The organism is Halobaculum halobium, from assembly GCF_030127145.1.
GTDB lineage: Archaea > Halobacteriota > Halobacteria > Halobacteriales > Haloferacaceae > Halobaculum > Halobaculum halobium.
In genome coordinates this window covers 866,668-885,871 of record NZ_CP126158.1, presented here as the reverse complement: position 1 = coordinate 885,871, position 19,204 = coordinate 866,668, and the positions used below count along the sequence as shown (strand labels likewise).

The following is a 19,204-nucleotide window of genomic DNA, read 5'->3' as shown; positions in this document are numbered from 1 at the left end:
CGGGTGCAGTCGCGCGCTCCGGGCTCCATCACGATTATGTACCCGCGGGGGCCGCGTTCACTCGAGATGCAGATCGGAATCGTCGGCGTCGGCGGCGGCGGCACCGCCCTGGCGGACGCGCTGCTGGCGGACGAGGGGCGACGCGCCGTCGACTACATCGCCGGCGCCATCGCGGTCGACACCGACGCGGGCGACCTCGCGGCGCTGTCGCGCGTCGACGAGGAGGCGCGACACCTGCTGGGTGCGGTCCACACCGACGGCGAGGGAACCACCGGCGACGGGACCCTCGCCTCGGAGATCGCGCGCGAGGAGCGCCCGGAGCTCCAAGCGGCGGTCGACTCGCTTCCCGTCGGGCGCACGGACGCCGCGCTCGTGTGTGCCGCGCTCGGGGGCGGTACGGGCGCCGGCATCGCTCCGGCGGTCGTCGACCTGCTCGGGCAGGTGACGGCAACGCCGGTGTACGCGCTCGGGGTGCTCCCGGGCGTCTCCGAGACCGGCGGCGAGGGCGACGCCACCGACGCGACGACGGACGGACCGAAGCGGTCGGCAACCGACGAAGCAGCTGCTCTGGGGACCGATCACCCCGGCCCCGGCTCCGGCGACGATCGCGACGCGCCCGATGCGCCCGATGCGTCGGATCGCTCGGATCACTCGGATCACTCGGATCGCTCGGAGCGCCCGGAGCGACCGCTCGCGTCCAACGCCGCCGGCGCGGTGCGCGCGCTCTCGGCCGCGAGCGACGACCTCCTGCTCGCTGACCTCGACGTGTGGCGCGCCAGCGCCGCCCCGTACGCGGCAGCGTGGCCGGCGCTGGACGACGCCGTCGCCGGACGGCTCGGCTCGTTTCTGGCCGCCGGCGAGGCGGCCGACCCGACGCCCGAGCGCGTGCTCGACGCCAGCGAGTTGACGAACACCCTCGGCGCCGGCGGCGTCACGGCGCTTGGATCCGCGGGAGCCGAGGTGGAGAACGGCCGCCGCGAGGGGTTCGTCGGCGGTTTGCTCGATCGGATCGGCGGCGCGGACGGACCCGCCGTCGACGAGGGCGAAGCGGTGTCGGTCGCGACCAACGCCGCCCGGAAGGCGATCACCCATCGCCTCAGTCTCCCGTGTGATCTTACCAGCGCGTCGCGCGCGGCCGTCGTCTTCCACGCGCCGCCGGCGTGGCTCAGTCGACGCGGGCTCGAACGCGCGCGAAGCCTCATCGAAGAGGAGACGGAGGTTCCCGAGATCCGTTGGGGCGACTACCCCGATCCGACCGCCGAAGAGTTCCGCGTCACGGTGCTGCTGTCGGGAATCTCGATGGCGGACCGGCTCGGCGCGCTCGAGGACGACCTCGATCCCACGCGACTGGAGTGACGCCGACGGTCCAACACGGTCGAACCGACCCGTTTAGGATGATCCCCGTACGAGCGCCGTGCATGTCCACCGACGGGGACGACGACCCCACCGTACCCATCGTCTGTGAGGAGTGCGACACCCGGACGCGCGTGCCGCTTTCGGACCTCGCTGACCAACTAGAGCGACACAACGAGGCGCGCCACGACGGCGAGGACGTCGCCGGCGTCGAGGCCGAACTCGCCGACCGGATCGCCGACCTCGTCGTCGAGGATATGGGGCTCTTGGAGGAGGAGTAAGCGAGAGTCGACGGAGACCGAGCGCAACGACCAATCGCCGGTCCTTCCGTCTCCCGCGATTTCAACCCCGCTGGACGATGCTCCAGTGGGACACGTCTCCATCGACTGGGACCGCCTGGAACAGCTCACAGACACTCGATTCGATCCTGTCGGCGAGAACCCGCCGAAGATGCTCGCTGAGGGATTCGGCGAATTCCGCTTCGGTGGGTCTCACTTGCACCCACTGAGAACCCACCCCTGATTAGATCAAAGGGGAGTATCGACCCGATTTGGCTGACAACGAACTCCAGCCGTGCTGGTTATATCGACTCGCGTAACGCCCACTCGTCGGTCGGTGGGTTCAGGTTCGACGGTTCCGCACCCCGTGAAGTCAGGATGCCGGCGTGATACAGCATCGCTTTGAGCTGGAACACAGTCGGCGAATGGTAGATGCCCCCATCGCCGAGGGGCTCACGTTGTAACTCCCCGTCGGCGTTCAGGACGCGACTCCGGACGTCGTCGTCACCGCGGACGAACAGTTCGATGGTGAATGACGGGTGTAGCTCGTGAAGATACTCCACGACGTCGGGGAGGGATGGCTCGGTCATACCGTCTTCGTGCATATGCTGGAGTTCTTCGACGAGCAACTGCGTTGCCGGATAATCGTATACCACACGTCTGGTGAGCATGCCCCACTTCGGGACTAGATCACAGAAGCGTTCCCGCGAGCGCTTCCAGTCGTCGAACTCCTTTAGCGCGGCCTCGACCGACTCGTACTCCCGCAACGCGAACCTGACAACCTCTCGTCCGAGGGGAGTCAGCCGAGTCGAGGCGGACTGGTCGTCGATGAGGTTCAGAAAGGCCGCCCCGGTTCTGGCGTCATCGGTGGCGCGTACGACGTACTCCGAAAGAACCTGTTCCGTCTCGCGGCGGTGGGAGACAGCGAGTGGATACGCGAGGTAGTTCTTCGGATGATTGAGGCCGAACGACTTGTCGGCGACGCCTTGCGCACTGGCCTGGAATCGGATGGCCGTCGTCTCGGTCGTCGTTCGGTTTCCGACGACTCGAGGTGTTTCGACCGGATCGACTGTTCCGTCGGGAGTCACGCCGAGGATGCCGACGTTCAGCTCCCGGGCCAGCGTCCGAGCAGACTGTGAGACGGTATCCGCCGGGACTGCGACGTACGCGGCGTTCGCTTCGTGGAGCCGGTCGTACGCCTGGACGATTCCACGCTCGACGTCGGCTGCACTTCGATTTGTGTGGCCTTTCGCTTCGACCGCCACCAGCGGTGGGTCATCGCCGAGGCGGTCCACGGCCAGTAACTCGTCGCTCAGTAGACGAACACCGATGAGGTCGGGGTAGCCAGAGCCGACCCGGACGTGATTGAAAGGCGCTAGTTGGTCCGTGATGTCCGGATCGATGGACTCGTTTGCGAGCCACTGATCGGATGAGAACTGGGTATCGACGACCGCGTACCCGTCGTCGGCATCATCTGGGAACAGGCGGCGCTTCGCGTGCGCCAACACGCGTGGTTCCGAGAGCGGCGACGCCGCACTTGCCATGGCGGGATAATGCTATCACCAGCTTATGAAGATGGGGATGACGTTGAGCCTGGGAGAAAGGCACAATCATTATGGTACTAATCATTACTCAGAGTATGACCTTCTACGATCGGACGGAGGAACTCGACGCCCTCGACACGGCGTTCGAGTCGCCGGGCCACGACTTCTACGTGGTTTACGGCCGGTGTCGCGTCGGGAAAACCGAACTTCTCAAGGAATCCGGCCTCATTCTGTCGCCCTCGATAATGAGTGCGAATCTCGATCTCACGCGACAACACATTTCTTCTCGTCTTTCAGAACTTCTTGACCACCACATAGTGACGAAAACCGACACCGGGCAAGGGAACTACCGGATCACCGAGAAAGGAGAAGCGTATCTCGTTGGGGAACTCGACGAGGACGATCTCTAAGGGCTCGGCGACAAGATTACCCTGAATACGAAAACAGCCAATTTGGACAGGTACGTATAAAGTACAACTTCGCAGTGCGGTGAATAGTGTATCAGTTCACGCCAGACGAGATCGATCGGTCCCGAGCTGACTACCAGGCGAAACAGCAGGGTGCGGAGGACGTCGGAAAGAAGCGCGTGGGGAACCTCGGGGAGATCGCGTTCGAGCAGTTCTGTCGAGAATACGTCCCGGCAGAGATGTGGGAATGGGAGAACGAGGACGCGATGCGGCGATGTAATCCTGAAAGCTTCTCGGGACACGATTTCGAGGTGTTCGGGTACAATATCGACGTCAAGACCTCGCGTGATGTGGCTGCCTTCCTCCCGCGAACGCTCGTCGAGAACGACTCGGAGGACGACATCATCGTGATGGCGTGGCACCGCGATAACGAGGACTCGCTGATCCTCCTCGGCTGGGAGCACATGGCAGTTCTGAAATCGAAGGTCCGAACGGGGGAGGCGTACTCCGGCGACGAGCCCGAGAAGTTGCAGCACCTGGCGGCGCAGCCGATGAACAGCCTGCAGGACCTCGGACCGAACACGGCACACATGAACCAGAAGCCGGACAACCCGTTCCAGCCGGGTGATCGGGTGAAGCGGGCCGACGACCAGGAGGCGTCAGAGGCGGTCGTCGTCGAGGTGCTGCCGCCGGAGACGAAGGTCGAACTCTACGGTCAGGAACTCGACAGCGAGGCAGTCCGGGTAGCGTTCCCCAGTTCGTTGGACGAGGGACCGGGCGACTGGCAGGGATTCAGCGAGGCGTTGCTCTCGTCGTACTGTGACGACCAGGAAATCACGCTGTACACGTACAAGCCAGAAAACTTGGAGTTCGTCGAGTAGCCGGCTCGGAGCGCGCTCGAACCCACAGGGGCCACTCGCGCGCCGCCTCCCCATCGGCCCGCTCCCTATGAAGTGAGAGGGAGGGATGCACGTCGATCGCGGTCCCAAGAAGATGCGCAGGGGGACCGTCGACGCTTGATGATAGATACAGATGAAATAGTGTTCGGACAACTTCCGTCTATGAAGGAGATGATGACAAATCCGATAGTGTATGAGCTATAGAAACGCAATATATTTTCAACACTAAGATGCCCATTACGTACTTGTCTGTCAAAAATCACTAATTTCTACTATGGATCCAATAACAACCCCAGCAATACCAGCAATAACCGCTATTCCGGCAATACCACCCACAAGCGTATTTCCTGCGCCAATCACGGCCACTACTACTCCGAACACGACAGCAAGGAGGCTCATGCCAAGCACCGGATTCGCATCCGCGATCTTGGGAATCTTCGAGGGAAGAACCACCAGCGCGCCCAAAATAATAGCGCCCGCAAGTGCAGACCCGACAGCAGTGAGATCAACACCTAAGCGTTGACCTGTCAGGAAATTGTTGATAACAGACGTGACTTCAGTAGGACCCAGTAATGCAACGAACGCTAGTTGCAGCGCAAGGGCCCAAGCAGCAACCGTCGGAGCGTCCGAGTCGTATTCTGACATAGTCCGTGCCCGTATGATGGTGATGCCAATAGTCCCAATTGCTAGGATGGCAGCGGACCCCGCGGCGATGAGATAGCCACGCGGAATGGTTCCCGACGAGATCTCTGATGTGGAATCAACGTAGACGAGTAACGGTGCGAAGAGAAGAACAATTGGGATTCCAAATCCAGGGGGAATTGGTCGATACGCTACACCCTCGACTTCGGTATGATCCCCACCGCTATCATCTGGCCCCCATTCTCGCACACCAAACCGACCGGATCCTGAATCGTCTTCCGTTGGGTCTGCTGCCAGTCCCAAGGCGAACGGCAGTCGTTCTGTAACTCGCAACCAGTACCAAACACCGTACACTGCTGGCGCGAAAGCGGTCAAGCTCAGAAATGCGACTTCTTCAACTGTTGAAACGGCGAAATCCCCAGAACCTGACCCGGTTGTGAAGCTCACAACGAGAGTTCGGATGTTTTGCTCAATGGTTCCTGGTGAATCAAGAAATACTGCTACAGAGAGAATAAGTCCCGCGATGATATACAATGCGGACACAAAACCCCGTATATTTACTGTCGTTGCGGCGACGCCAATCATCAATCGTTCAACCGGATCATTGAGAACTTGCTTGAGCTGGGGCCCTAACGGAATTCTGTTGACGCCAATACCCGTAATGAACCAGACAATAACAGCAACCTCGGGAAGAGGATACAGCATCGCAGCGATCATCATCGCTGCACCGAGTACTACCGCGAGTTGTCCATCAGTAACTGGGTTGTCAGACATGAGTATGAGAATCAACGCGAGAAGCAATGTGGCTTGGATAATACCATCAGCAATGACAGGCGGGATAGATCCATATGAGACTACCAACCCAAAGACACGCCACGTAAGTCCTGCTCCAATGAGTGTCGCAAGAGCGGCTCCAGCGAAATAGGCAGACCGACGGCTGACATGAGCCTCGTCTTGGAGGACATCAACCCGGTAGAAGATCTGATATGCTAAACTTCCCAAAAACATCCATCCGATACTCCAAGATAGGATAGGCGAAGTAACGATTTCACTTCCGAAGAGGCTCGTCGCCGAGGCAATAAAATCGGTAGCTGGGGATGATGATTCCCCGAACGATCGTAAAACGAGTTCGATACCCCCAAAAGTCGCAACAAGCCCGACACTAGGGCCATCTTTTATCAACTTCCCATACATCCACGTTCAGGAGACACAGAAATAAAAAAGACTAATTGTTTGTTTTCCGGCAAAACCAGACCGAGTGGCCATCTCGGCAGCTCAGACCAACACATGGGAATTCCATTTGAACGCTCAGAAAGTGGGGAGTTCAGAGAAGGTTCAAACGCCGGATTTGGTGTCGAGAGGGCCTGTACGGAGAACCTCCGGTTGGAGGTGGAACGGGCGGCGAAGGAATGGGCGCTGCAGGATTTGAACCCGCGGCAACTTGGTCCGAAGCCAAGCACTCTGTCCAGACTGAGCTAAGCGCCCGCACCTGTCTGTTTCCGGCAGCCCCGCTTAAGTCCCGCGCTTCGAATCGATCGGGGAACCAAAGAGATAGACAACAGTTGGCAGTCATCGACCGATAGCGACGGCCACTACGGCTCGAGGCGAGGAGATAGTCGGGCGGGCGTTGGTTCGGTACCATGCTGCGTGAGCTCCGGCGTCGGGCTCTCCGCGTGGTCGCAGACCACGGCGGGAGAGCGACACCGGCTGTTCGGACTCCGCCGCCCGAACACGCTCGCCGCGGGGCGATCTCTCCGCCCAAGCGCTCACCGGCGTCGCGTTCTTCCCGCGCCCTTTATCCCCAACCGGCCGGTGACCGCGAACGATGGACGCGATTCGGACGATCGGCGGGTACCTCGAACTCGCCCGCGTCGGCAACGCGGTCGCAGCGGGGTCGCTCACCTTCGTCGGCTCGTTCGTCGCGGGCGGGCTTGACGCGGCTTGGGCGGTCGCGGCCGCGGTGATCGCGACCGCGGCGGCGACGGGCGCCGGGAACGCGGTCAACGACTACTTCGACCGCGACATCGACGCCGTGAACCGGCCAGAGCGGCCGATCCCGAGCGGCCGGGTTTCGGCCCGCGAGGCGGCGGGGTTCGCGGCCGCGCTGTTTCTGATCGCCACGGCCGCGGCGCTGTCGCTGCCGCCGCTGGCGCTGGTAATCGCGGTTGTGAACCTCCTGGCACTGCTGGCGTACACGCAACTGTTCAAGGGGTTGCCGGCGGTGGGAAACGCGGTCGTCGCCTCCCTCACCGGCTCGACGTTTCTGTTCGGGGCGGCCGCGGTCGGGCCGGTCGCGCCGCCGACGTGGACGCTGTTCGGGCTGGCCGCGACGGCGACGTTCGCGCGCGAGGTGGTAAAGGATGTCGAGGACGTGGCCGGAGACCGCGAGGAGGGGCTCCGGACGCTTCCGATCGTCGTCGGCGAGCGGCCCGCGCTCGCGCTCGCGACGGTCGCGATGGTGACGGCGACGCTTGCGAGCGCCATACCCTACGTCGACGGGACGTTCGGTCTGGCGTATCTCGCGGTCGTCGTGCCCGCGGACGCGACGATGCTCGGCGCGACCGCCTGGGGATTCCGGGATCCGGGGACGGCACAGCGGTGGATCAAACGCGGGACGTTTCTCGCGGCGGCGGCGTTCGTCGCTGGCCGAGCCGTGGCGGTGATGGGATGACCACCGAGGGGCGTCACGTCGTCCAGCTAATCATAAAGAATAATACCGGCTCACGGCAACCCATGTGTAGTTGGATGACTCCCGGCGAGACGGAGCGAACGACGAGCCCGCGAGAGCGCGCCGTCTGCGCCGATCGGTTCGCGGAGGCATTCTATGTATGAGGTAGAGGCGCTCGGGGCGGAGATCGAGCCCGGATCGAACGTTCTCCTCACCGGTCCCCCGCTGAGCGGGAAGCGCGAACTCGCGCTCGACGTACTCGCGGAGGGAACGCGAAACGGTGAGGGCGCGATCATGGTGACGACCAAAGACTCGGCGGATCGCCTTCTGAAACAGTTCGAGAAGCGCGAACCGTACGAGGGTCGGCCAGTCGCGGTCGTCGACACCGTCACGCGCCAGCAGGGCGTCAACGACGTGCGCGACAGCGACCGCATCAAGTACACCTCCTCTCCGGTGGATATGACCGGCATCGGGATCAAGCTCTCGTCGTTCCTGGAGGCGTTCTACAAGGACCGCGGCATCCGACAGAACCGCGTCATGGTCCACTCGCTGTCGACGCTGTTGATGTACTCGGATCTCCAGACAGTGTTCCGGTTCCTCCACGTGTTCACAGGGCGGATCCAAAGCGTCGACGGCCTCGGGCTGTACTGTCTCGACTCCACGGCCCACGACGACCAAACGATGAACACCCTGAAGCAACTGTTCGACGGGATCATCGAGACCAGCGAGGACGGCGAGCCGTCGGTCAGGCTGGCGAACGCCTGACACGCAGGTCGCCGCCGCGGCGCGTTCGATCCGGACGAACCCTTTTGACCGATGGAGGCGGACGCTCGAGCATGCCAGTCACCGATGACGACGGCCTGCACGAGTTGCTGTCGATGGACCCTGTCGCGGTCGTAGGGTGTTCGAGCACGCCGGGGAAGGCCGCCCACGACATCCCCGCGTACCTGCAGGAACGCGGCTACGAGGTGATCCCGGTGAATCCCTACGCCGACGAGATTCTCGGCCGCGAGGCGTACGACTCGCTCGCGGACGTCGAGGAGGAGATCGCGTTGGTCGACGTGTTCCGCCCGAGCGAAGAGGTGTCGGACATCGTCGACGACGTGCTCGCACGCCACGAGGCCCGCGGCGACGTGGAGGGGCTGTGGCTTCAACTCGGCATCACCGACGACGAGGCGCTCGCGCGCGCCGAGGGCGCCGGTCTGCTGACCACACAGGATCGGTGTATGAAGGTCGAACACAGCCGATTACTGGGATAACCACCAAGGCGCATCGTCGCCCCGCGTCGACGACGGGACGGAGATACGGCCGTTTATCCGCCGGCCGGCCGAAGCGGCGGCCATGACCGCCGCCCCGAACCGAAACACGCTGTGGGGTCGCGCCGTCGCCGACGAGCTCGCGGCGACAGGCGTGGACGCCGTCTGCGTCACCCCCGGTTCGCGCTCGACGCCGCTGACCGTCGCGCTCGCCGAACACCCCGACGTCCACGTGTTCTCGCACCTGGACGAGCGCGCCTCCGCCTTCTTCGCGCTCGGTCGCGCCCGCCGCACAGGCGAGGTGACGCCGCTCGTGTGCACGTCCGGCACCGCAGCCGCGAACTTCCATCCGGCGGTGATGGAGGCCGCCCAGTCCAGAGTACCGATGCTCCTGCTCACGGCCGATCGGCCGCCGGAACTGCGCGACTCCGGCGCCAACCAGACCGTCGATCAGGAGAAACTGTACGGCGACGCCGTCCGGTGGTACAAGGATCTCCCCGAGCCCGCGGCCGACGACCGGAAACTGCGCTCGCTGCGCACCGACCTCGCGCGCGGCGTGTCGACCGCGGAGGGCACCCCGGCCGGTCCGGTTCACCTGAACGTCCCGTTCTGCAAACCACTGGAACCCGTCGCGGTCGACGGCGACGTGCCCGACGATCTCCCCGAACTCGCCGCCCAGGGACGCGAGGGCGGCCGCCCGTTCGTCTCGACGACTGCCGGTCACCCGATGCCCGACGACCGCGACCTCCAGCGCATCGCCAGCGTGCTCGACGCGGAGCGCGGCCTGATCGTCGCCGGGCCCGCGGACCCGCCGGGCCCCGACCCCCAGGCAGTCACCGCGCTGGCGCACGCGACCGGGTTCCCCGTGCTCGCGGACCCGCTCTCGGGGCTTCGATTCGGCTCGGCTGTCCGAGTCGCGCCCGTCCTCGGCGGCTACGACGGCTTCCTCGCGGGCGGTGTTCCGGAGGACTGGCCGGACCCGGAGGTCGTCGTGCGGTTCGGCGCCTCGCCGACCTCGAAACCGCTCCGGAAGTACCTCGCGGGGTCCGGCGCGCGACAACTGCTCGTCGACCCCGCCGGCGGGTGGCGCGAGGCGGAGTTCGCAGCCACCGACCTGGTCGTCGCCGACCCCTCGCGGCTCTGCGGCGCGCTCTCGCGGCAGGTGGGTGGGGGCGGCGGGGTCGGGAGCGCGCTCGACTCCGATTCGACCGCGTGGCGCGAGCGCTGGGAGGCCGCCGAGGCCGCCCACTGGGACGCCGTCGAGGCCACCGCCGACGGCGGACGCTTCTTCGAAGGCCGCGTGCTCGCCGACGTGACCGAGTTGGCGCCCGAGCCGTCGACCGTGTTCGTCTCGAACTCGATGCCCGTCCGCGACGCCGACCGCTTCGCCGCCCCCGCGGCCAAGGGGCTGACGATGCTCGGGAACCGGGGAGCCTCCGGCATCGACGGCATCGTCTCGACGGCGCTGGGCGCCGGGTCGGCGACGACGGACGAGTTGACGCTCGTCACCGGCGACCTCGCGTACTACCACGACATGAACGGCCTGCTCGCACTGGAGCGGTGTGACGTCGGCGCGACGGTCGTTCTGATCAACAACGACGGCGGCGGCATCTTCCACATGCTCCCGATCGAGGCGTTCGACCCGCCGTTCACGAGCCAGTTCAAGACGCCCCACGACCTCGACTTCGAGCCCACGGGAGAGCTGTACGACCTGTCATTTGCCCGCGTCGACGGCGACGACCGCGAGGGGTTCCGCGAGTTGTACCGCGAGAGCGCCGCGAGCGACGGGACCGACGTGATCGAGGTCGCGAGCGACGCCGAGGCGAGCCACCGCGTGCGCGAGGAGATCGCCGAGCGCACCGCCGAACGATTGACTGACTGAGCGTTGAGCGCCGAGTGGCGGACGCCGGTTTCTCGACGGACGCCCCCGGCTCGGCCACGCGGCGGGCGATCGTGGGCCTCGGGAGCGCGACCGCGGGACGACGCCGACGCTACTCGTCGCCGGCGGGCCTCGCTGATCGGTTCGGGTCCACCCAGCGGTCGACGATCTTCCCTGCCGCCCAGTACCCGCCGGCGTCCAGGACGACCGACAGTCCGCCGATGAGGCCCCCGACGACGCCCGCGACAGCGCACCCGATGAGCGCGATGAGTGCCATCGAGAGAAGCTGTAGGCCGTTCTGTGCGAGGCTGACGAGAAACGACACGACGAGCACTCCGAGGAGGAACGCCGTCCCGATGAGCGCCCCGGCCGCGACGCCGCGGACGAGAAGCGACCGGAGGCCGCCGAGGCCGTCCCGCAAGCCGGCGAGGCCGCGGCCGGCCAGCGCCCACCGGGTCGCACCCGCGGTGAGGAGCCACAGGTAGACGAAGACGGCGACGCCCGGGAGCGTCCCGAATCCGGCGAGTTCGCCCTCGAGAGCGCCGCCGACGTGTGCTGCGGTGATCCCGACGACGCTCAGTGCGACGAGGTTGAACGACGAGACGACCCAGGGTTCGAAGCGCCCGGCCTCAGCCATGCGCAAGCACCTCCGCGAGCGAGACGAGGATCACCACTGCGCCGGCCGTCGCCCCGTAGCTCCTGGCGAGGAGTGAACGGCCGGCGCCCGCGGAGCCGTCTCGCCCAAGCCTGAACACGACGAGCGTTCGAACGAACGACCCGAGGACGAAGACGGCGATCGCGACGAGCTTCGCCGTCAGTATCGTCCCCCAGCGACTCGCCGGGCCCGGCGGTCCGAGCGCGCCGAGGTTGCCCACGCCGGTGACGACCATCGCGCCCATCGCCCCCCAGAAGACCCACTCGTAGGTCCGAGCGAGCGAGACCGGGTCGAAGCCGCTCGTTGCTCCGGCGGCCGGGGTTCGAAGTGCCGCCCACGCGGACGCTGCGCCGCCGAACACGAGCGCCATTCCGACGACGTGGACGACCCTGACGAGGACGGACGTAGCGAGGGACATGCGCGAGAGTTGTTGCCCGGTTGGCAAATACACTGGGGAACGATCGCGTGACGGTCACGATCCCACAACAGGCGCACCTTTTTGCGCGGGCCGGCCGCGCGTTCGGGTATGAGCGACAGCGACGACGCGGACGACGTCTCGGCGATCTTCGACCCTGAGCGCTGGGAGCCGGTCGACGGCAGCGAGGCGTTCGACGACATCACCTACCACCGCGCGATCGACTCGCCCACGGTTCGGATCGCGTTCGATCGCCCCGAGAAGCGCAACGCGTTCCGCCCCGGCACCGTGGACGAGCTGTACGCCGCGCTCGACGACGCCCGCAAGCGGGCGAACGTCGGCTGCGTCCTCCTCACCGGCAACGGCCCGTCGCCGAAGGACGGCGGCTGGGCGTTCTGCTCGGGCGGCGACCAGTCCGTCCGCGGGGAGTCGGGCTACGAGTACCGCGACGACGACGAGGCCGACGAGTCCGACGACGAACTCGTGCGGGAGGCGAAGGCGGGTCGCCTCCACATCCTCGAGGTCCAGCGGCTCATCCGCTTCATGCCCAAGCCCGTCGTCGCCGTGGTCCCGGGTTGGGCCGTCGGCGGCGGCCACTCGCTGCACGTCATCTGCGACCTCACGCTCGCCAGCGAGGAGCACGCGAAGTTCCTCCAGACGGACCCCGACGTGGCGAGCTTCGACGGCGGATTCGGCTCGGCGTACCTCGCCAAGCAGGTCGGCCAGAAGAAGGCCCGCGAGGTGTTCTTCCGCGGGAAGACCTACTCGGCGGAGGAGGCCGTCGACATGGGGATGGCCAACGAGGCGATATCTCACGAGGACCTGGAGGACGTGGCGCTGGAGTGGGCCGACGAGATGACGAGCAAGTCGCCGACGGCGATGCGGATGCTGAAGTACGCGTTCAACATGACCGACGACGGGATGGTCGGTCAGCAGGTGTTCGCCGGCGAGGCGACCCGACTGGCGTACATGACCCCGGAGGCCCAGGAGGGCCGCGACGCCTTCTTAGCGGGTAGAGAGCAGGACTTCAGCGACTACCCATGGCACTACTAAACGAACCTCTTTTGGCGGGGTCCTCCTCGCTCGCTTCGCTCGCTCGTCGAACCCCGCCAAAACCCGTTCATGCTGCAGGAACGCCTCGCATTCCTGCTGCTGACGGGAAGTCGAAGACTTCCCGTAATGCCAAAAGAGCCGCTCGTTCGGGCCTTCCGGCCTTCACTCGCGGTACAACTCCTAGTGGTTTCCGCACCGCGACAGCGACACTACCGCCACCGCGACCTGCCGGCTACGCCCGCGGATCCCAGCCCGCGAACTCCTCGCCCTCCTCCAGTCCCACGTCGAGGGCGTCGAGCACGCCCGCCAGCGAGGTGTAGCCGTTCGCCAGCGACGCGACGCCGACGGCGGTCGACTCGTCGCGGGCGGCGACGAACGCCTCGTGGAGCGCGTCGTCGACCTCGCGTCCCAACGCGGCGTGAGCGTACCGCAGCAGGAGCGCCTCGTCGTCGTCGAAGGCGTCGAAGTCGCCGTCGGCGATCGCCGCCATCTCGGCCTCGGTGACGCCGGCGTCGCGGCCGATCCGGACGTGCTGGTGCCACTCGTACCGGCTGCCGTTCTCGGCGGACGCGAGGAGGATCACCAACTCGCGCTCGCGGTCGGGCAGGCCGCTCGACTCCCACAGCGACGAGAGGAACGCACGAGTGCCCGCCAGTACTTCGGGGTTGTTGCCGAGCGCGGCGTACACGTTCACGGGCTTCCCCTGCAGCTTCGAGACGACGAGATCGCGGTACTCTTCGGGTAACTCCTCCGGGTCGACGTACGGAACGCGTGCCATGCGATGGCGTCGAACGGGAGGACGTATAGCTCTCCCCGTCCGCGCAGCCTGCGCGGCCGACCGGGAAGCCCACCCTTCATGCCCCGCCCGCCCCAGTCTCCGATAATGAGTACGGAGACGAGCCAAGCGGACATCTCCAAGCGACGCGCGTGGGTGATCGCTGCGCGCCCCCAGACGATGCCGGCGGCGCTCGCGCCGGTGCTCGTGGGGACGGGCCTCGCCGTTCGCGACGGCGTGTTCGCCCCGCTGCCGGCGCTCGTCGCCCTCGTGGGGGCTGCGCTGATCCAGATCGGGACGAACTTCGCGAACGACTACTACGACGCGGAGAGGGGCGCGGATACCGCCGAGCGCGAGGGATTCACCCGAGTGACGGCGGGCGGGCTCATCGACCCCGCCGAGGTGAAGCGGGCGATGTGGCTGACGTTCCTCGCGGCCATCGTCGTCGGCGCGTATCTCGTCGCGGTCGCGGGCCTGCCGATCATGATCGTCGGGCTCGTCTCGGTGGCGATGGGCGTGGCCTACACCGGCGGCCCGTACCCGCTGGCGTACCACGGCCTCGGCGACGTGTTCGTGTTCGTCTTCTTCGGCCTCGTCGCCGTCGCGGGCACCTACTACGTCCAGGCCGCCGCCGCGCTGGGCGTCGAGTTCCTCACGCTCGTCCCGCGCGCCGAACTGGTGCCCGTCGCCGCGGTCGTCGCCGCCCTTCCGATCGCCGCCATCTCGACGGACATCCTCGTCGTCAACAACCTCAGGGACAGGGAGGAGGACGCCGAGGCGGACAAGAACACCCTCACGGTCCGGTTCGGCTACGGGTTCTCGCGCGCGCAGTTCGTCCTCCTCATCGGCATGGCGTACGCGATCCCGCCGGTGTTCGCCGCCTCGACGGGCGACCTCACGGTGTTATTGCCGATGGCGACGCTCCCGCTCGCCGTCCCCCTCGCGAAAACCGTGGTGACCGAGACGGCGGGCGACGCGCTCAACCCCGCGCTGGAACGCACCGGGAAGCTGCTCGCCGCGTTCGCGGCGCTGTTCGCCGTCGGGCTGGCGCTGTGAGCGTCGTCGCGCTTCGGGGGTTCGCAGTCGATCTCGCCACGCCGCTGGCGACCGCTGCCGGCGACATCGAGACCAGAGCGGGCACCATCGTCCGCGTCGACATCGGCGGTGCTACGGGCGTCGGCGAGGCGACGCCGCTCCCGGGGTGGACCGAGTCGCCGTCCGAGTGTCGCGGGGCGCTCGAACGCGCACGCGACGACGGCGTTCCGCCGGGACCGGAGGCGCCTGCCGCGCGCCACGCCGTCACGACGGCGTATCGGGACGCGTTCGCTCGGCGGGCGGGGCGGGCGGTCGCCGCGACGCTGGCGCGCGGGTCCCCGCCGCTGTCCGTCCCCGCGAACGCGACCGTTGGCGACGGGACCGTCGCCGAGACCGTCGCGGACGCGGAGACGGCGGTCGCTTCTGGCTACCGGACGGTGAAACTAAAAGTCGGCACGAGACCGGTGGAGGAGGACGTCGATCGAGTACGCGCCGTCGACGACGCTCTCGGGGCGGCTGAGACGAACGACACGGACGGCGACGCGATCGCGCTCCGGGTCGATGCGAACGGCGGCTGGGACCGGGCCGACGCGCGGCGCGCGCTGGCGGCGCTGGAGGGACTCGTCGAGTACGTCGAACAGCCGCTTCCCGCGGACGACCTCGCCGGACACGCCGCGCTCCGCGGCGTCGGCGCGCCCGTCGCGCTCGACGAGTCCCTGACGCAGTACCGCGTCGGCGAGGTGATCGCTGCCGGCGCCGCCGACGCGGTCGTCCTCAAGCCGATGGCGCTGGGCGGTCCCTCGCGGGCGCTCGCGGCAGGTCGCGCGGCCGCCCACGCCGGCGTCGACCCGGTCGTTACGACGACCATCGACGCAGCCGTTGCGCGGACCGCGGCGGTCCACGTCGCGGCCGCGCTTCCCGACGGCGACGAACGCGCGCATGGGCTCGCGACAGGCGACCTGCTGGCGACCGACCTCGTCGCCGACGACCCGGCTCCCGTCGCTGACGGGCGGATCATGGTTCCGGCCGGACCGGGGCTCGCCGGCAACGCGTTCGGCGGGCTTGCGTGACGGCCCGTTCGAACTTTGCTGCTCCGGAGTTACTCGTCGACGACCTCGACGACGCCCACCATTCCGAGGTTCTCATGCGGGGTGCAGTAGTACTTCGCGACGCCCGGGTCCGCGAACTCGCGGGAGAACGTCGCGCCCTCTGCCGCGTAGTAGGCACTCTCGAACCGGCCGTCGTCGTCGACGACGTTGTGCCGGCTCCCCATTCCGCTCCACTCCCAGGTGACGGTCGTCCCCGGTGAGACGCGGACGGCGACCGGGTCGTAGGCGAGGCCGTCGCCGGCGCCGACCGCGACGGTCACCTCGTCGTCGCCGGTCCGGTCGACGGCCTCACCGTCGTACCCGTTCGCGTCTGCGAGCCAGCCGTCGTACCGCGTGGTCCCGTCGCTGCCTCCGCCGCCTCCGCCGCCTCCACCGTCACCGCTGCTACCGCCGCTGCCGCCGCCAGTGCCACCGCCGCCAATACAGCCCGAAAGCGCCGCCGCTACTCCCGTCGCTCCGACGGCCGCGAGCAGGCGCCTGCGCGTCGCTGTCTGGCGAACGAGTTCGGGTCCGGTCGTCTCGCTCATGGCGAGCCGTCGGTCCCGCACGGCTATGGCTCCACCGACTCGCGGTCGCACCGCACAGCGGGTCGCGACGGGAGAGCGCGTCGCCGTCGCACGGACCGATCGCCGCCACCTACCTTCGTGAACGACCGGGAAAGACTTTAGCCGGGACCGACCCACCGGTTCGATGGCATGACAAACCTCGTCACGCACGTCGGTTCGACCGCCGAGGAACACCCCGACGAGACGGCGGTGTGGTACGACGGGACCGACATCAGCTATCGGGACCTCTGGGGGCAGGTAGGGGCGTTCGCGTCCGGACTCGCCGACGCCGGCGTCGACACCGGCGGCCGGGTCGGCATCTACCTACCGAACCTTCCGCAGTTCGTGATCGGCTTCCACGGAACGCTGCGAGCCGGCGGGGTCGTCGTTCCGATGAACCCGCAGTACAAGTCCCGCGAGATCGAGCACATGCTCACCGACTCCGGCGCCGAGGTGGTCGTCACGCTGCCGGACCTGGCCGAGCACGTCGCGGACGTACGCGAGGACACCGACGTGCACACCGTCGTCACGATCGGTCAGGCGGTCGAGGGGACCGTCTCCTTCGAGGAGTTCTGCGGCGACCCGGCGTTCGAGACGGTCGATCGCGGGGACGACGACATCGCCTGTCAGCCGTACACCTCGGGGACCACCGGGACGCCGAAGGGCGTCCTCCTCACCCACGACAACCTCGCGTCGAACGCGGCGATGTCCGCCTCGCTCGTCCCGGGCGGGATATCGACCGACGACAGGCAGCTGGGCGTCCTTCCGCTGTTCCACATCTACGGCATGACGGTCGTGATGAACGCGACGCTGTTCGACGGCGGCGCGTACTACCCGCTGCCCGCGTGGGACGCACAGCAGGCGTTCGACCTCATCGAGTCCCGGGAACTGACGCTGATGCACGGCGTCCCCGCGATGTACAACGACGCGATCAACCAGCCGGACGCCGCCGAGCGCGACCTCTCCAGCCTCCGGCTGTGCGGCGTCGGCGGGTCGGGTATCCCCGTCGAGGTGCTGCGTCGATTCGAGGAGCTGTTCGACGTGAAGATCTACGAGGGGTACGGCCTCACCGAGACGAGCCCGGTGACGCACTTCAACACGCCCGAGAAGGGCCGCCGCGTCGGCTCCATCGGGAAGACACTTCCCGGCGTCTCCTCGATGGTCGTCGATGACGAGTTCGAGGAGATCGATCCGGTCGACGAGGGACCGGTCGACGAGGAGGAGGTAGCCCTCGACGACGTGACCGGTGAGGTCGTCGTCAGCGGCCCGAACGTGATGCAGGGGTACCACAACCGCCCAGAGGCGAACGAGGAGGTGTTCACCGAGCGCGACGGGAAGCGATGGTTCCACACCGGCGACATCGGCTACCACGACGCTGACGGCTACTTCTACATCGTCGACCGCGAGAAGCACATGATCAACACCGCCGGGTACAACGTCTACCCGCGGGAGGTCGAGGAGTTGCTCTTCGAGCACGAGGCGGTCGCGGACGCGGCCATCGTCGGCATCCCGGACGACCGTCGCGGCGAGACGGTGAAGGCGTTCATCGTCCCCAAGCCGGGCGCGGACGTGACGCCCGACGAGATCAGGCAGTTCTGCCTCGACAACCTCGCGGAGTACAAACACCCCCGCGAAGTGGAGTTCGTCGAGGAACTGCCCCGGACGACGACCGGGAAGGTCCAGAAGTTCGAGCTCCGCGGCGAATAACGGACGGGCGACGCGCAGTTGGTCGCGTCGACGTCGGCGACGCGGCGGGGAAACGACCAAACCCCGGGGCCCCGTCGCCCCGAATATGGCTGAGACGACGACGTTCTCGGAGGGAATCGTGCGGCTCGAACGCGACGACGACGGCGTCGCGACGATCCGGCTGAACGACCCGGACCGACGGAACGCCCTGTCGGTCGCGATGACCGAGGGGATCGAGGCGGCGCTCGACGACCTGGAGGGCGGCGACGCGCGCTGCGTCGTCGTCGAAGGCAAGGGTCCCGCGTTCTGCGCCGGCGGCGACATCGACTCGATGCAAGAGCGGCAGGAGTCGGACGAACCGACCGACCACGCCGTCCGCCACGTGATCCAGGATATCGGTCGCTGCGTGAAGCGGGTGTACGAGTGCGAGTTCCCGACGGTCGCCAAAGTCGACGGCGCCGCCTTCGGCGCCGGCGCGAACCTCGCGATCGCCTGCGACGTGACGGCGCTCCACGAGGACGCACAGATCGGATTCGGCTTCCGAGAGGTCGGTCTCGCGGTCGACTCCGGGACCTCCTATCTCCTCCCGCGGCTGGTCGGCGAGAACGTCGCAAAGGAGCTCGTGTACACCGGCGAGCTGTTGAGCGCCGAGCGCGCCGAGGAACTGGGCGTGGTGAACCACGCCGTCGGCGACGACGAGTTCGAGGCGCGCTTCTCGATGCTGGTCGACCGGATCGCCTCGGGGCCGACAGTCGCGCTTCGCACGTCGAAGCGCTTGCTGCGGTCGGAGTTCGCCACGCTGGGCGAGGCGATCGAGCACGAGGCGGGCGCGCAGGCTGCCGTCCTGGAGTCGGAGGACCACGCCGAGGGGGTAGACGCGTTCACGGAGAAGCGACAGCCGGAGTTCGAGGGGCGGTAGGCTCTGACCCGCCCCGAGGGCCGCGGGCCGGGCTGCTGGCGGTCCGCGGAGCGAAACGTAGAAGGGAGAACCCGAGAACACTGGTT

At 66.8% G+C, this 19,204-nt stretch carries 18 protein-coding genes, 1 tRNA gene and 2 pseudogenes; 14 read left to right on the top strand and 7 right to left on the bottom strand.

The window, feature by feature from the left end:
- Nucleotides 1-66 precede the first annotated feature (66 nt).
- Complete coding sequence (locus tag P0Y41_RS04690) at nucleotides 67-1,356, top strand: FtsZ/tubulin family protein (RefSeq protein WP_284062813.1); 1,290 nt, start codon at nucleotides 67-69, stop codon at nucleotides 1,354-1,356.
- Nucleotides 1,357-1,418: 62 nt separating this feature from the next.
- Nucleotides 1,419-1,634 (top strand): DUF8149 family protein, encoded by a 216-nt coding sequence (locus P0Y41_RS04685; RefSeq protein WP_284062812.1) that lies wholly within the window; start codon nucleotides 1,419-1,421, stop codon nucleotides 1,632-1,634.
- A gap of 299 nt (nucleotides 1,635-1,933) precedes the next feature.
- Here the strand turns inward: P0Y41_RS04685 and P0Y41_RS04680 are convergent, their stop codons facing one another.
- Nucleotides 1,934-3,175 (bottom strand): hypothetical protein, encoded by a 1,242-nt coding sequence (locus P0Y41_RS04680; RefSeq protein ID WP_345783192.1) that lies wholly within the window; start codon nucleotides 3,173-3,175, stop codon nucleotides 1,934-1,936.
- Nucleotides 3,176-3,270: 95 nt separating this feature from the next.
- On the opposite strand from P0Y41_RS04680, the pseudogene P0Y41_RS17890 reads away from it, so the two are divergent.
- From P0Y41_RS17890 to P0Y41_RS04670, 3 genes and pseudogenes are all read left to right on the top strand, one after another.
- A pseudogene (locus P0Y41_RS17890) lies at nucleotides 3,271-3,393 on the top strand (ATP-binding protein); the annotation flags it as partial.
- 27 nt (nucleotides 3,394-3,420) lie between these two features.
- On the top strand, nucleotides 3,421-3,585 hold the full coding sequence (locus tag P0Y41_RS18110; protein ID WP_490396652.1) for a hypothetical protein: 165 nt from the start codon (nucleotides 3,421-3,423) through the stop codon (nucleotides 3,583-3,585).
- An 86-nt stretch (nucleotides 3,586-3,671) separates the two neighbouring features.
- A pseudogene (locus P0Y41_RS04670) lies at nucleotides 3,672-4,460 on the top strand (DUF7961 domain-containing protein); the annotation flags it as partial.
- A 273-nt stretch (nucleotides 4,461-4,733) separates the two neighbouring features.
- Here P0Y41_RS04670 and P0Y41_RS04665 read toward each other — a convergent pair.
- On the bottom strand, nucleotides 4,734-6,317 hold the full coding sequence (locus P0Y41_RS04665; RefSeq protein WP_284062809.1) for a hypothetical protein: 1,584 nt from the start codon (nucleotides 6,315-6,317) through the stop codon (nucleotides 4,734-4,736).
- A 216-nt stretch (nucleotides 6,318-6,533) separates the two neighbouring features.
- A tRNA-Arg gene (locus tag P0Y41_RS04660) sits at nucleotides 6,534-6,608 on the bottom strand.
- A gap of 340 nt (nucleotides 6,609-6,948) precedes the next feature.
- Here P0Y41_RS04660 and P0Y41_RS04655 point away from each other — a divergent pair.
- The 4 genes from P0Y41_RS04655 (at nucleotide 6,949) to menD (ending at nucleotide 10,929) form a co-directional block, all read left to right on the top strand.
- Nucleotides 6,949-7,794, top strand: coding sequence for a geranylgeranylglycerol-phosphate geranylgeranyltransferase (locus P0Y41_RS04655; RefSeq protein WP_284062808.1), 846 nt, complete (start codon nucleotides 6,949-6,951; stop codon nucleotides 7,792-7,794).
- Between the two features lie 153 nt (nucleotides 7,795-7,947).
- On the top strand, nucleotides 7,948-8,556 hold the full coding sequence (locus tag P0Y41_RS04650; RefSeq protein WP_284062807.1) for an RAD55 family ATPase: 609 nt from the start codon (nucleotides 7,948-7,950) through the stop codon (nucleotides 8,554-8,556).
- Nucleotides 8,557-8,627: 71 nt separating this feature from the next.
- Entirely contained in the window at nucleotides 8,628-9,050 is a 423-nt protein-coding gene (locus tag P0Y41_RS04645; RefSeq protein WP_284062806.1) for a CoA-binding protein, read from the top strand.
- Nucleotides 9,051-9,132: 82 nt separating this feature from the next.
- Nucleotides 9,133-10,929 (top strand): 2-succinyl-5-enolpyruvyl-6-hydroxy-3-cyclohexene-1-carboxylic-acid synthase, encoded by a 1,797-nt coding sequence (gene menD / locus P0Y41_RS04640; RefSeq protein ID WP_284062805.1) that lies wholly within the window; start codon nucleotides 9,133-9,135, stop codon nucleotides 10,927-10,929.
- A gap of 109 nt (nucleotides 10,930-11,038) precedes the next feature.
- Here the strand turns inward: menD and P0Y41_RS04635 are convergent, their stop codons facing one another.
- Together P0Y41_RS04635 and P0Y41_RS04630 are read right to left on the bottom strand one after the other, a co-directional pair.
- Nucleotides 11,039-11,563 carry a DUF7965 family protein gene (locus P0Y41_RS04635; protein ID WP_284062804.1) on the bottom strand — a complete coding sequence of 175 codons (525 nt, stop codon included), beginning with the start codon at nucleotides 11,561-11,563 and terminating at the stop codon, nucleotides 11,039-11,041.
- Nucleotides 11,556-11,999, bottom strand: a complete 444-nt coding sequence (locus tag P0Y41_RS04630; protein ID WP_284062803.1) for a hypothetical protein — start codon at nucleotides 11,997-11,999, stop codon at nucleotides 11,556-11,558. The genes P0Y41_RS04635 and P0Y41_RS04630 overlap by 8 nt, the downstream gene beginning before the upstream one ends.
- A gap of 108 nt (nucleotides 12,000-12,107) precedes the next feature.
- Between P0Y41_RS04630 and P0Y41_RS04625 the strand changes: the two genes are divergently transcribed.
- Nucleotides 12,108-13,049: a 1,4-dihydroxy-2-naphthoyl-CoA synthase gene (locus P0Y41_RS04625; protein ID WP_284062802.1), complete on the top strand. Its 942-nt coding sequence runs from the start codon at nucleotides 12,108-12,110 to the stop codon at nucleotides 13,047-13,049.
- Nucleotides 13,050-13,281: 232 nt separating this feature from the next.
- Here P0Y41_RS04625 and P0Y41_RS04620 read toward each other — a convergent pair whose 3' ends face one another.
- Entirely contained in the window at nucleotides 13,282-13,827 is a 546-nt protein-coding gene (locus tag P0Y41_RS04620; protein ID WP_284062801.1) for a carboxymuconolactone decarboxylase family protein, read from the bottom strand.
- A 105-nt stretch (nucleotides 13,828-13,932) separates the two neighbouring features.
- Between P0Y41_RS04620 and P0Y41_RS04615 the strand changes: the two genes are divergently transcribed.
- Together P0Y41_RS04615 and P0Y41_RS04610 are read left to right on the top strand one after the other, a co-directional pair.
- Nucleotides 13,933-14,880, top strand: coding sequence for a 1,4-dihydroxy-2-naphthoate polyprenyltransferase (locus P0Y41_RS04615; protein ID WP_284062800.1), 948 nt, complete (start codon nucleotides 13,933-13,935; stop codon nucleotides 14,878-14,880).
- On the top strand, nucleotides 14,877-15,929 hold the full coding sequence (locus P0Y41_RS04610) for a mandelate racemase/muconate lactonizing enzyme family protein (RefSeq protein ID WP_284062799.1): 1,053 nt from the start codon (nucleotides 14,877-14,879) through the stop codon (nucleotides 15,927-15,929). The genes P0Y41_RS04615 and P0Y41_RS04610 overlap by 4 nt, the downstream gene beginning before the upstream one ends.
- Nucleotides 15,930-15,958: 29 nt before the next feature.
- Here P0Y41_RS04610 and P0Y41_RS04605 read toward each other — a convergent pair whose 3' ends face one another.
- Nucleotides 15,959-16,495 (bottom strand): halocyanin domain-containing protein, encoded by a 537-nt coding sequence (locus tag P0Y41_RS04605; RefSeq protein WP_284062798.1) that lies wholly within the window; start codon nucleotides 16,493-16,495, stop codon nucleotides 15,959-15,961.
- A 168-nt stretch (nucleotides 16,496-16,663) separates the two neighbouring features.
- Between P0Y41_RS04605 and P0Y41_RS04600 the strand changes: the two genes are divergently transcribed.
- A complete protein-coding gene (locus P0Y41_RS04600; protein WP_284062797.1) occupies nucleotides 16,664-18,220 on the top strand; it encodes a long-chain-fatty-acid--CoA ligase in 1,557 nt (518 codons plus the stop codon).
- A gap of 85 nt (nucleotides 18,221-18,305) precedes the next feature.
- On the top strand, nucleotides 18,306-19,118 hold the full coding sequence (locus P0Y41_RS04595) for an enoyl-CoA hydratase/isomerase family protein (RefSeq protein ID WP_284062796.1): 813 nt from the start codon (nucleotides 18,306-18,308) through the stop codon (nucleotides 19,116-19,118).
- The last annotated feature ends 86 nt before the right edge of the window (nucleotides 19,119-19,204 follow it).

Excerpts from the sequence above, each read along its gene's own strand:
- P0Y41_RS04690 (WP_284062813.1), top strand. The coding sequence starts at position 67 with ATGCAGATCGGAATCGTCGGCGTCGGCGGCGGCGGCACCGCCCTGGCG.
- P0Y41_RS04685 (WP_284062812.1), top strand. The coding sequence starts at position 1,419 with ATGTCCACCGACGGGGACGACGACCCCACCGTACCCATCGTCTGTGAG.
- P0Y41_RS04680 (WP_345783192.1), bottom strand. The coding sequence starts at position 3,175 with ATGGCAAGTGCGGCGTCGCCGCTCTCGGAACCACGCGTGTTGGCGCAC.
- P0Y41_RS18110 (WP_490396652.1), top strand. The coding sequence starts at position 3,421 with ATGAGTGCGAATCTCGATCTCACGCGACAACACATTTCTTCTCGTCTT.
- P0Y41_RS04665 (WP_284062809.1), bottom strand. The coding sequence starts at position 6,317 with ATGTATGGGAAGTTGATAAAAGATGGCCCTAGTGTCGGGCTTGTTGCG.
- P0Y41_RS04655 (WP_284062808.1), top strand. The coding sequence starts at position 6,949 with ATGGACGCGATTCGGACGATCGGCGGGTACCTCGAACTCGCCCGCGTC.
- P0Y41_RS04650 (WP_284062807.1), top strand. The coding sequence starts at position 7,948 with ATGTATGAGGTAGAGGCGCTCGGGGCGGAGATCGAGCCCGGATCGAAC.
- P0Y41_RS04645 (WP_284062806.1), top strand. The coding sequence starts at position 8,628 with ATGCCAGTCACCGATGACGACGGCCTGCACGAGTTGCTGTCGATGGAC.
- menD (WP_284062805.1), top strand. The coding sequence starts at position 9,133 with ATGACCGCCGCCCCGAACCGAAACACGCTGTGGGGTCGCGCCGTCGCC.
- P0Y41_RS04635 (WP_284062804.1), bottom strand. The coding sequence starts at position 11,563 with ATGGCTGAGGCCGGGCGCTTCGAACCCTGGGTCGTCTCGTCGTTCAAC.
- P0Y41_RS04630 (WP_284062803.1), bottom strand. The coding sequence starts at position 11,999 with ATGTCCCTCGCTACGTCCGTCCTCGTCAGGGTCGTCCACGTCGTCGGA.
- P0Y41_RS04625 (WP_284062802.1), top strand. The coding sequence starts at position 12,108 with ATGAGCGACAGCGACGACGCGGACGACGTCTCGGCGATCTTCGACCCT.
- P0Y41_RS04620 (WP_284062801.1), bottom strand. The coding sequence starts at position 13,827 with ATGGCACGCGTTCCGTACGTCGACCCGGAGGAGTTACCCGAAGAGTAC.
- P0Y41_RS04615 (WP_284062800.1), top strand. The coding sequence starts at position 13,933 with ATGAGTACGGAGACGAGCCAAGCGGACATCTCCAAGCGACGCGCGTGG.
- P0Y41_RS04605 (WP_284062798.1), bottom strand. The coding sequence starts at position 16,495 with ATGAGCGAGACGACCGGACCCGAACTCGTTCGCCAGACAGCGACGCGC.
- P0Y41_RS04600 (WP_284062797.1), top strand. The coding sequence starts at position 16,664 with ATGACAAACCTCGTCACGCACGTCGGTTCGACCGCCGAGGAACACCCC.
- P0Y41_RS04595 (WP_284062796.1), top strand. The coding sequence starts at position 18,306 with ATGGCTGAGACGACGACGTTCTCGGAGGGAATCGTGCGGCTCGAACGC.